The organism is Pseudomonas sp., from assembly GCF_049300855.1.
Classification (GTDB): Bacteria; Pseudomonadota; Gammaproteobacteria; order Pseudomonadales; family Pseudomonadaceae; genus Aquipseudomonas.
The window spans coordinates 50,294-60,457 of the sequence record NZ_JBAQKH010000004.1; the positions used below are offsets into that span (position 1 = coordinate 50,294).

At 58.4% G+C, this 10,164-nt stretch carries 9 protein-coding genes and 4 tRNA genes; 4 read left to right on the forward strand and 9 right to left on the reverse strand.

Features of this window, described 5'->3' with window-relative positions; genetic code table 11:
• Positions 1-85: 85 nt before the first annotated feature.
• Positions 86-280, forward strand: coding sequence for a carbon storage regulator CsrA (gene csrA, locus WA225_RS01345; RefSeq protein ID WP_003179932.1), 195 nt, complete (start codon positions 86-88; stop codon positions 278-280).
• A gap of 200 nt (positions 281-480) precedes the next feature.
• Here the strand turns inward: csrA and WA225_RS01350 are convergent, their stop codons facing one another.
• A complete protein-coding gene (locus WA225_RS01350; protein WP_422606582.1) occupies positions 481-936 on the reverse strand; it encodes a DUF2214 family protein in 456 nt (151 codons plus the stop codon).
• Between the two features lie 404 nt (positions 937-1,340).
• Between WA225_RS01350 and WA225_RS01355 the strand changes: the two genes are divergently transcribed.
• Together WA225_RS01355 and WA225_RS01360 are read left to right on the forward strand one after the other, a co-directional pair.
• On the forward strand, positions 1,341-1,682 hold the full coding sequence (locus tag WA225_RS01355) for a hypothetical protein (RefSeq protein ID WP_422606583.1): 342 nt from the start codon (positions 1,341-1,343) through the stop codon (positions 1,680-1,682).
• Between the two features lie 34 nt (positions 1,683-1,716).
• Positions 1,717-1,860 carry a hypothetical protein gene (locus WA225_RS01360; protein WP_422606584.1) on the forward strand — a complete coding sequence of 48 codons (144 nt, stop codon included), beginning with the start codon at positions 1,717-1,719 and terminating at the stop codon, positions 1,858-1,860.
• 87 nt (positions 1,861-1,947) lie between these two features.
• Here the strand turns inward: WA225_RS01360 and WA225_RS01365 are convergent.
• Positions 1,948-2,024 (reverse strand) — tRNA-Val (locus WA225_RS01365).
• 183 nt (positions 2,025-2,207) lie between these two features.
• On the opposite strand from WA225_RS01365, the gene WA225_RS01370 reads away from it, so the two are divergent.
• A complete protein-coding gene (locus tag WA225_RS01370; protein WP_422606585.1) occupies positions 2,208-3,491 on the forward strand; it encodes an NAD(P)/FAD-dependent oxidoreductase in 1,284 nt (427 codons plus the stop codon).
• Between the two features lie 41 nt (positions 3,492-3,532).
• On the opposite strand, the gene WA225_RS01375 is transcribed toward WA225_RS01370, so the two are convergent.
• The 7 genes from WA225_RS01375 to WA225_RS01405 form a co-directional block, all read right to left on the reverse strand.
• On the reverse strand, positions 3,533-4,504 hold the full coding sequence (locus WA225_RS01375; protein WP_422606586.1) for an XdhC family protein: 972 nt from the start codon (positions 4,502-4,504) through the stop codon (positions 3,533-3,535).
• A gap of 1 nt (position 4,505) precedes the next feature.
• Positions 4,506-5,741, reverse strand: coding sequence for a c-type cytochrome (locus WA225_RS01380; protein ID WP_422606587.1), 1,236 nt, complete (start codon positions 5,739-5,741; stop codon positions 4,506-4,508).
• A gap of 2 nt (positions 5,742-5,743) precedes the next feature.
• Positions 5,744-6,283 (reverse strand): (2Fe-2S)-binding protein, encoded by a 540-nt coding sequence (locus WA225_RS01385; RefSeq protein ID WP_422606588.1) that lies wholly within the window; start codon positions 6,281-6,283, stop codon positions 5,744-5,746.
• A complete protein-coding gene (locus tag WA225_RS01390; protein WP_422606589.1) occupies positions 6,276-9,107 on the reverse strand; it encodes a xanthine dehydrogenase family protein molybdopterin-binding subunit in 2,832 nt (943 codons plus the stop codon). Before WA225_RS01390 ends, WA225_RS01385 begins: the two co-directional genes overlap by 8 nt.
• Before the next feature lie 502 nt (positions 9,108-9,609).
• Positions 9,610-9,686: transfer RNA gene (locus WA225_RS01395), tRNA-Asp, on the reverse strand.
• A 93-nt stretch (positions 9,687-9,779) separates the two neighbouring features.
• Positions 9,780-9,856 (reverse strand) — tRNA-Asp (locus tag WA225_RS01400).
• Positions 9,857-9,912: 56 nt separating this feature from the next.
• Positions 9,913-9,988 (reverse strand) — tRNA-Val (locus tag WA225_RS01405).
• Positions 9,989-10,164 lie beyond the last annotated feature (176 nt).

Below are 10,164 nucleotides of genomic sequence, written 5' to 3' on the forward strand. Positions count from 1 at the left end.
GTGAGACTTCGCACTAATCTATACGTACCACCGACCTCTGCACTGTCTGAATCAGGTGCCCTACAAAGCAATCAAGGAGAAGACCATGCTGATACTCACCCGCAAAGTCGGTGAAAGCATAAATATTGGTGATGACATTACGATCACCATCCTCGGCGTAAGCGGCCAACAGGTCCGCATCGGCATCAACGCCCCGAAAAACGTTGCCGTGCACCGTGAAGAGATTTATCAGCGCATTCAAGCTGGCCTGACCGCACCGGACAAGCCACAAACGCCCTGAACCGCATCGCAGTCACTAGCCAGTTCGTTTACCTGCGTGTAATGACTGGCTAAAGATTCACGCGCCGTATTGCCACCCGCTCCCCACCTCGCTGGGCACGGCGCCTGACATTGCCACACCTCCCTGAGCGTCGATACTACCTAGCATTCCAAACAGTGGATGTAGGACGTTTCCGAGAGAACACAGAGAAGAGCGCCCTCCTAACCAAATGTCACACCTCGGGCCATGCCAGTGGCCGCGATCACCATCAGCACCATCAGTAACGCTTCAAGATGACTTATCCGCGCAAACAACCTTGTGCGGCCGGTATCGAGCGTTCTGCCCCGCCCCAATGCAATCCGCCATTTGATCAACGTGATCATCGGCGCGAGCTCTACCAGCAAAATCAGCACGAACAACGTCATCTTCAAATGGAACAGTGGCTGATGAAGGTAATAGTCAGTGCCTTTTTCGTACCCTCCAAACGCTCGCATCCCACCCGTGACCAGCAGGATCAGCGCTGAAATCCCCCAGATATTGTCAGCGAGCAAAACTCGCCCAGCCTCCCCCGTCCCGGCGGCCAGGCGGCTGAACGCCGTACCGCGAGTCAACACCGCCCAGAAGCCCAAGGCAAAAGCCAATAGATGAACCGCTGCAAGAGACCAGTGAACCAGCATCGACACACCCCTTTATAAAGAGTTGAAAATCGGCCAGTCAGTAGTAGTCGAAAAAGTAGGGATTTGCCCGTAACGGGCAGACAGTCGCTAAACGCCTAGAGGGGAAAAGCCAAATCGCAGGCAAAAAAAATCCCAAGCAGCTGATGGAAGCTTGGGATTTAAAAATGCATAAACCGTGGTGGTGAACGCGGGGCGGATCTTACTGAATCAATGGCCGCGCAACAACTTATTTTTGATAACCGGTCGGTTAAAAAATATCGTAAGTCATTAAATATCCAAACTATTTCAAAGGACGATGGCGACAGACGGTCAGAAGTCGACCACTCAGGTACTGGAAGAATTGTTGACCTCCACTTCAGCCCAAGAGGATTATTCGGGCGCAAAATTCCACGGACGGTAAAAAATTGAAACGACAAACACTGCTTGTCAGCTTCTTGTGTTGTAGCAGCTTCTTCGCCAGCGCGGCCAACGCCCCCATCAAGGAAGGCATGTCGTTTTTCAGTGCAAGAAAAGCACTGCTCAATAGTGGCTGGAAACCCAACAAAACCTATTCCGGTGAATACGGTGTCGAAAACATCCTCATGCGAAAAGGCTTTGTTGAAATTGAATCCTGCTCAGTGGGCGTTCAGTACTGCATCTTTAATTACACCAAAAACCATACCTGCCTGGGTGTAGGCACCGTCGGGGAAGAGATCAAGGATATGAAGGTCTACTCATGGCACTTCAAATGTCCGGATCCGGATTGAAAGCGCCCCCTCCTACTACGACTCGCTATGACCCTTGCACGAACAGCAGAACTTCCCGCAGGGATACATACAGGCGCTGCCGGGCCACGCGGACGAGAAGCTGACGAAGCACTATCAGGAGGGACACGGCGACAAGACGATCGACCATGTTGAGGTGAGCGCCGAACTGGCGTTCTGAGGCGGGGGCTATGCAAACCCCAGACAACAAAAAAGGGCCCACCTTTCGGTGAGCCCTTCTAGACCGCCCAGCAGAGCGGATTTTGTTTGGTAGGCGCGATTGGACTCGAACCAACGACCCCCACCATGTCAAGGTGGTGCTCTAACCAACTGAGCTACGTGCCTGCTGTGAGGCGGCATTCTACGGAATTCCGGAGGGGTGTCAACACCTTTTTTTCACCTAAGCCTATGAATATGCAAAATATTTAATTTCGGGTCGCCGACGAAGATTTTCCGGTGGCTGGCGGCGGTTTTTCAACTCGGGTAGGATCGACGCACTCGTAAAATATATTAAACAGAGGCTGCAGGATGGCGAACACCCCTTACCCAGAGTCTTATTACGCTGCGTCGGCCAATGCCGTACCGCCCCGCCCTGCCTTGCAGGATGATGTGGAGACGGACGTCTGTGTGATCGGCGCCGGGTATACCGGATTGTCCTCGGCGCTGTTTCTGTTGGAGAACGGTTTTCGCGTGACCGTGCTGGAGGCGGCCAAGGTTGGTTTCGGCGCATCGGGGCGCAATGGCGGGCAGATCGTCAACAGCTATAGCCGCGACATTGATGTGATCGAGCGCAGCGTCGGCCCCAAGCAAGCGCAACTACTCGGACATATGGCGTTCGAGGGTGGCCGGATCATTCGCGAGCGTGTGGCCAAGTACAACATCCAGTGCGACCTGAAGGACGGCGGCGTATTCGCAGCCATTACCGCCAAGCAGATGGGCCATCTGGAATCGCAAAAACGCCTCTGGGAGCGCTTCGGCCATACGCAACTCGAATTGCTCGATCAACGCCGTATTCGCGAAGTGGTTGCCTGCGATCAGTACGTTGGCGGCATGCTCGACATGAGTGGCGGGCACATTCATCCGTTGAACCTCGCACTCGGCGAAGCGGCAGCGGTCGAGTCCCTCGGCGGCACCATTTATGAACAATCGCCTGCCGTGCGCATCGAGCGCGGCGCCAACCCGGTTGTGCATACGCCGCAAGGCAAGGTCAGGGCCAAATTCATCATCGTCGCCGGCAATGCCTACCTCGGCAACCTGATGCCGGAACTCGCGGCCAAATCGATGCCGTGCGGCACGCAGGTGATCACCATCGAACCGCTGGGTGAGGAGCTGGCGAAAACGTTGCTGCCGCAGGATTACTGCGTCGAAGACTGCAACTACCTGCTCGACTACTACCGACTGACCGGCGACAAGCGCCTGATCTTCGGCGGCGGCGTGGTGTATGGCGCGCGCGATCCAGCAAACATCGAGGCGATCATCCGCCCGAAAATGCTCAAGGCCTTTCCGCAACTCAAGGATGTGAAGATTGATTACGCCTGGACGGGTAATTTCCTGCTGACGTTGTCGCGCTTGCCTCAGGTTGGGCGCCTGGGCGACAACATCTATTATTCGCAAGGTTGCAGCGGCCACGGCGTGACCTATACGCACCTGGCAGGCAAGGTGTTGGCCGAAGCGTTGCGCGGTCAGGCCGAGCGCTTTGATGCGTTTGCCGACTTGCCGCACTATCCTTTCCCGGGCGGGCAGTTGCTGCGCACGCCGTTTGCCGCACTGGGCGCGTGGTATTACGGACTGCGCGATAAATTCGGGATGTAAAAAAGGGCCGCTGACAGCGGCCCTTTTTTATTGCGCAACACTCAGAGCTGATCCCGAGCGATACCACTGCGAATCCGCAGAATATCCGCCAACACAGCCAGCGCGATTTCTGCCGGCGTCTTGCTGCCGAGGTTAAGACCGATCGGCGCATGGATCCGCGCCAACTCAGCCTCGCCCAAACCACCAATCCGACGTAACCGTTCGAAGCGTTTCTGCGACGTCTGCAGCGACCCCATCACGCCAATGTAGAACGCTTCAGTGCGCACCGCCTCCATCATCGCCAGGTCGTCGATACGCGGATCGTGAGTAAGCGCCACCACCGCCGTATCGCGATGGCAACCACCGTCGACAATAAACACCGACGGCAATTGCCGACGAATCTCCACGCCATCCAGCACCACGCCTTCGAGCACTTCATCGCGCGGATCACAGAGAATCACTTCAAACCCGAGGCCGACGGCAAACTCGGCGCATGCCTGCGCCACGCTGGAATAACCGGCGAGCAACAAGCGCTGTGCCGCACCAATGCGAATCCGCACCCGATCAATCTCGCGCTCGATCCGCGCACCCTGCTCGCGATCAGCGAACAGACTGCGCGCACCGCTGGCCAGATCGACCTCGCGAATCAAGCGACGCTGACCGAGCAGCGCCGACTCCAACTCACGCAGATGCGCCTGCACTTCGCAGTCAGCGTCAAACTTCTCTACCAGCACATCGAGAATGCCCCCACAGGGCAGGCTGACTCGCGAGCGCGGGTCGTCGCCCTCGCCATAACGCACGACGTTGATCGCATCGAGAAACGCACCTTCGGCGACACGCTCAAGGAAATCTTCCTCGACGCAGCCACCCGACAGCGAGCCGATCCACTGTCCGCCATCGTTCACCGCCAGCAGCGAACCCGGCGCACGCGGTGCCGAACCGTAAGTGGTCAGCACGGTGCAGAGCCAGATGCGCTGCCCCGCCACCGACCACTCCAGCGCGCGGCGCACCACTTGTAGATCGAGATGCTGCATGTCAGTGCGCCTTGTGCTCGATGGACGGTGCGTCGGCTTGCAGCTTCTGCACCTCGCTCACCGCCAGTTCGGCGGACTGTCCGCCCCACCCTTGACGCAGGTAGTTGAGCAGATCGGTGAGTTGCTCAGGGCTGAGCTTGTCGGCGAAACCCGGCATCGGTTGCATGTGCTCGAACCCGGAGAACTTCTGTTCACCGATACCATCCTCGATCACCCGCAACAAGTTGCGCGGGTCTTCCAGGCGCAATGTGGTGTTGCCGCGCATGGCCACCGCGATGTGCGGCTTGCCTTCGCCACCCACCGCATGGCAACCGGCGCAGACGTTCAGGTATTCCTGCTGGCCGCGCTGGGCACTGGCGCTGAGTTTCTCGACGGGCACTTCAACCAACGCCTTGGCTGCCGGCGGTTTGTCGCCGAGCAAGAACGTCGCCATCGCCGCCAGATCGGTATCGTTCAGGCCCTGGGTGCTGTTGTGGAACACCGGGAACATCTCGTTGAACATCGTCCCTTGCGCACTCATGCCGTGCTTGAGGAACGTGCCCAGATCCTGCTCGTTCCAGCCGCGAGCGGCCAGATCAGTGGCCAGCAGGCTCGGCGCCAGATAACCATTGAGGATGCCGCCGGTCAGACGCTTATCCAACTGCATCGCACCCGGCAGGCCGCGCGGGGTGTGGCATTCGCCGCAGTGACCGAGTACTTCGACCATGTACTGGCCGCGTTTCCAGGCTGCACTTTTGCCTTCGGCTGGTTCCAGCTTCAGCGCTTTGCCGTACATCATGTTCCAGCCGATCAGGCCCGGACGCACGTTGAACGGAAAGCTCAGGCTGGTGACGGGTGCGGCGCGCTCGATCGGCTCGATGGTTTTCAGGTACGCATGGATCGCGTCCGAATCTTCGCGCGGCATCAGGTGATACGAGGTGTACGGCATCGCCGGATACAGATTGGCGCCATCGCGACGCTTGCCTTCGGTCAGCGCAGCGAAGAACTCGTCATCGTTGTACAGACCGATGCCGTGCTCTTTGCTCGGGGTGATGTTGGTGCCGTAGATCGTGCCGAACGGCGAGACGATCGGCAGGCCGCCAGCAAACGGCGCACCGCCGGGTGCAGTGTGGCAAGCCATGCAATCGGCGGCGCGGGCGAGGTATTCGCCGCGCTTGACCTGATCATCGGCGTGGGCAAACACCACCGGCGCAGCGAGGCCGACCGCCAGGGTCAGGCGGGTCAGAAAAAGCTTCATGCTTAACCCTCCTTGACCAGGCCGAGATCGGTCAGCACGTTGCGGGTGGCGTTGTAGTAACGCACGTACCCGGTGCAACGGCAGACGTGATGGCCGAGGCTGTCCTCGATGACTTGTTCGAGCTTGCTCTGCACGATCGGCTGGCGCTGCAGCTTTTCAACCAGCACGGTCGCAGCATTGACGAAGCCCGGCGCGCAGTAGCTGCACTGGAACGCGAACTCATCGACGAAGCGCTGCTGGATCGGGTTAAGTTCGGTTACCTGACCTGCCTCATCACGCTTGGCGTGCGATTCGATGGTGCGCACTTTTTTACCTTCGAAGTAATGCGCGCCGGTGATGCAGGTGCGCACTTCTTCGCTGGTGCCGTCCGGGTTGTCGACGATCACCACGCAGGCGTGGCAAATGCCTTGGCCGCAGCCCAGACGCGAACCGGTGAGGTTTTTGTATTCGTGCAGGTAGTCGATCATCGGCAGGTCATCAGGGATGTCCACCGGGCCGACGGATTGACCATTGAGGGTCAATTGAAGCGGACGGTTAGCCATTGAGGGCCTCCTTGATGCGCGTAGCAGTGATAGGCAGATCGCGAACACGTTTACCGATGGCGTGGGCCACGGCGTTACCGATGGCGCCGACAATCGGGATCATCACCACTTCGGCGATGCCTTTGGACGGATCGCTTGGCGACAGCGCCGGGAGAATTTCCGACGTCTGTTTCCACACGGCAACGTGACGGGCCATCGGCAGGCGATAACGGTTGAAGTTCCAGTCACCCTCCCCCGGTCCGCCCTCATACAGCGGCATCTCTTCCATCAAGGCGTGGCCGATGCCCATGGCGATACCGCCTTCGAGCTGCCCCTTGACCAACTCTTCGACCAGCACACGACCGCACTCGACCCACGAGTGGTGATTGAGCACTTCGACTTCCGCCGAACCTTTGTTGACCTTCAACTCGACCAGCGTCGCAACCGGACTGTAGTAAGTCACGGCGGCGTTGTTCAGTTGAACCACCGGGTAGTTGATGTTCTGGCGATCCAGCAGATGGAAACCGGCAGTGTTCATCAACGCTTTTTTCGCGTTTGGCGCGCCGTCGCCGTATTTCACCGCCAGACCGTCGAGCGGCAGGCGTTCGCGCACGCCGTCGATGCTGTATTCGGCTTCAGCCCAGCTCCAGCGGTTGAACGCGTGAACGGTGGCACCGGTCACCAGACCACGCTCGTGAGCGCGTTTGGCCAGCTCTTCGAAGCTCAGCGGCTGCATGCCGTTGGCGGTGAGTTTACCGTCGACCCAATGCGCATCTTCGCGACGCACCACGTAAGGGTTGGCTTGACCGCCGTAAGGACCCTGACGCCAGATTTCCATGGCCGCTGGCCACAAACCGTTGTTGAACAGCACGCGCGCCGCTTCACGGGTGGCGTGGCTGAAGTAGTACGCCGAGTTGGTCGCCGACGAAGCCGAGGCCAATTTGCCGACCCAGCGCGGGTTGCGCAGCAGGTTGTCTTGCTCGGCCTGGCTCATGATGTAAGGGTTGCCGCTGGTGATCAGCTGCATTTCCTTCCATTCGGTTTCGCCAGTCTTCACTTCGTGCGCCGGGCTACCGAGGAAATCGGCAACCACCAGGGCTTGCGAGGTGGACATGCCGGTGCCGATTTCAATGCCGATGTGGCGCAGGGTAATGCGACCGTCAGCGGTGAATTCGATGCTGGCCATCGGCGCTTCGGAACCGGTGCCGAAGTCTTTCTGGCAGATGGCGAAACCGACGCCGTACCAGTTGTCCGGGTCTGCGGCTTCGCGCTGTTTCTTGATCGCGTCGCGGTTTTTCCAGACTTCGTGCACCGAAGCCTTGTCGAGAATTTCGTGCAGGCGCAGCGCACCAGCCGGGATCGCGCCTTGAGTGTTTTTCATGCCCGAACGCAGGGCGTTCTTGCGACGCAAGTCGATGGCATCGACACCGAGGCGATTGGCGATTTCGTCGACCATCATCTCGGTCGCCGCCATGCTTTGCAGAGTGCCGTAGCCGCGCATCGAACCCGCCTCAACAGCACGCGAGTGGTAGGCGGTGACTTGCAGGTCGTTCTGCGGCATGTAGTAGATCGACTGCGCCGCCGTGGCGCCAACCGCAGCCACCGACGGGCTGTAGTTGATCCGGCCACCGCCGTCGACGCTCATTTCCGCGCGGAAAATCTTGAAGCTGTAGTCGTTCTTGTCCACGGCCAATTGGTAGCGGATGTCGAACGGGTGACGCTTGATGCCGCTCTGGAACTGCTCGTAGCGGTCGTTGGCCAGGCGCACAGGCACACCGGCGCCGTACAACGCGGCGAGGGCGGCGTAGTAGACGAAGATGTTGTGGTCTTTGGAACCGTAACCGACGGTGTAACCCGGGTGCATGTTCAGGTTGGCCAGGCCGAAGCGCGACGGCGAGATCATTTTTGCGGTCTCGGTCGCAGCTTCCAGTGGGCACTGGGTGGCTACCACGAAATGCAGGGTTTTGGTTTTCGGGTCGTACCAGCCGTTGCCGTTGTCCGGCTCCATCGCTGCCGGTTCGATCGACGGGGTTTTGTAGCGCTCGTCGAATACCAGCCAGTTGTCCGGCGGCGTATCGATCTCTTTCTTCATGCGGTCGGCGTAGAACAGGCCGCGCTCGGTCAGGTTGCCGTGCAGGTTCGGCTGGGAATTCCACACCGGACGACGGTTTTTCAGCATCGGAAAGAGGATCGAGTCCTTCAGGCTGGCAAATTCGTCCTCGTCGGCCGAGGTCGCGCCGCCCACACGTACATAGCGGAAACTGCCATACGGATCGCCTTCGTAATACGGCACTTGTGCACCGTAACGAATCGCTTTGTCATTGAATTTGAGTTTGTTCTTGGCCTGACGGAAACGCTCGAAGTCGTTCCAGATCAGGATGGCTACCGGGTGACCGATGAACATCGGCACCTTGCCTTCTGGCAGCAATGGATCCGGTGCGTGTTCTTCCGGGAAGACGATGCCGTCCTTGTCCAGGTCCGCGGCGGTGACAATGCGGTCAGGCTGCAGGTCGGCGCCGAGCCACGACAGATCGTAGCCGGCGTAGATGCGGTCAGCCTTGATGGTTTTCAGCAACATGGCGTGGCCTTGCTGCTCGGGCCAGCCCGGCATGTCCTTGGAGCGGATGTCGCGAGCAAAGACCTTGCTGCCGCAGACCTTGGACAATGCATCGTTACGCTGGCGCGCCTTGCCGTTGTTGCCGAGCCATTTCTCGGACGGCACGGTGACGCTGTTTTCCATCAAGGCAGCCAGCGCCTGGGTGCTGAGCGGCGTGAGCGTGACGCTCACACCCGCCACTAACCCGCCCTGGAGGAACGAGCGCCGGGATATATCACGGTTGGACATGGATCATCCTCTGGGCGGTTATACGTCCGCCCTTCTGGTTATCTACTGGGGAATCTCGAGTCTTGCAGAAGCCCTTCTTGGCTAAACGAAAGGCGTGATGACAGTGCAAAGCTGACCGAAAGGTTAACTTTAAAGGTTTCTGCGCTCGCAGCAAACAACCAGTTACAAAAATTTGACTAAAGAATCAAAAAATCAATGCGACGTGGCAGCGCATCTAGACCGCAGAGATAATTGGGCATTCCCATGTGGGAGCGAGCTTGCTCGCGAAAGCGTTGTGCCAGCCGATGCAAATTTTGAATGTGCCGACGCCTTCGCGAGCAAGCTCGCTCCCACAGGGATTTGTGTAGGGCACAGGATGGAGGAGATAGAAGAAAAAAGCGGAAAGCCAAATTTCAGACACAAAAAACCCCGGTCTTTCGACCAGGGTCTTTGCTATCGATTCCGAATCAACCAATGGTTGCTTTCGGTGCTTCAAGGCGTTCAGTGGTCCTTGAAGCAGATATGGCGCAGCGGACGGGACTCGAACCCGCGACCCCCGGCGTGACAGGCCGGTATTCTAACCGACTGAACTACCGCTGCGTATCGCTTTGAGCTTGCGCTCAAGTAACTCGTGTTGACTGCTAGCTTCGGTGCTTTGCAATCGCGAACCAGACAAGCCTGATTCGTAAAATATGGCGCAGCGGACGGGACTCGAACCCGCGACCCCCGGCGTGACAGGCCGGTATTCTAACCGACTGAACTACCGCTGCGCGTCGGTGCAGGCACTTTCAGCCTACGCTCTTGCTTACGCAAGTCTCTCGGGGAGTGGTGGGTGATGACGGGATCGAACCGCCGACATTCTGCTTGTAAGGCAGACGCTCTCCCAGCTGAGCTAATCACCCGTTTGCATCTCCGAGGCCGCGAAATTTACGCAGGTAGCGAACCTAAGTCAATAGCAGGATTGAAGTTTTTCTGAAAAAGACGAAATTGCTTCCATCCTGCAAGACCGCCTTCGCGAGCAAGCTCGCTCCCACAGGGATTTGTGTAGGGCACAGGATGGAGGAGATAGAAGAAAAAA

Excerpts from the sequence above, each read along its gene's own strand:
- csrA (WP_003179932.1), top strand. The coding sequence starts at position 86 with ATGCTGATACTCACCCGCAAAGTCGGTGAAAGCATAAATATTGGTGAT.
- WA225_RS01350 (WP_422606582.1), bottom strand. The coding sequence starts at position 936 with ATGCTGGTTCACTGGTCTCTTGCAGCGGTTCATCTATTGGCTTTTGCC.
- WA225_RS01370 (WP_422606585.1), top strand. The coding sequence starts at position 2,208 with ATGGCGAACACCCCTTACCCAGAGTCTTATTACGCTGCGTCGGCCAAT.
- WA225_RS01375 (WP_422606586.1), bottom strand. The coding sequence starts at position 4,504 with ATGCAGCATCTCGATCTACAAGTGGTGCGCCGCGCGCTGGAGTGGTCG.
- WA225_RS01380 (WP_422606587.1), bottom strand. The coding sequence starts at position 5,741 with ATGAAGCTTTTTCTGACCCGCCTGACCCTGGCGGTCGGCCTCGCTGCG.
- WA225_RS01385 (WP_422606588.1), bottom strand. The coding sequence starts at position 6,283 with ATGGCTAACCGTCCGCTTCAATTGACCCTCAATGGTCAATCCGTCGGC.
- WA225_RS01390 (WP_422606589.1), bottom strand. The coding sequence starts at position 9,107 with ATGTCCAACCGTGATATATCCCGGCGCTCGTTCCTCCAGGGCGGGTTA.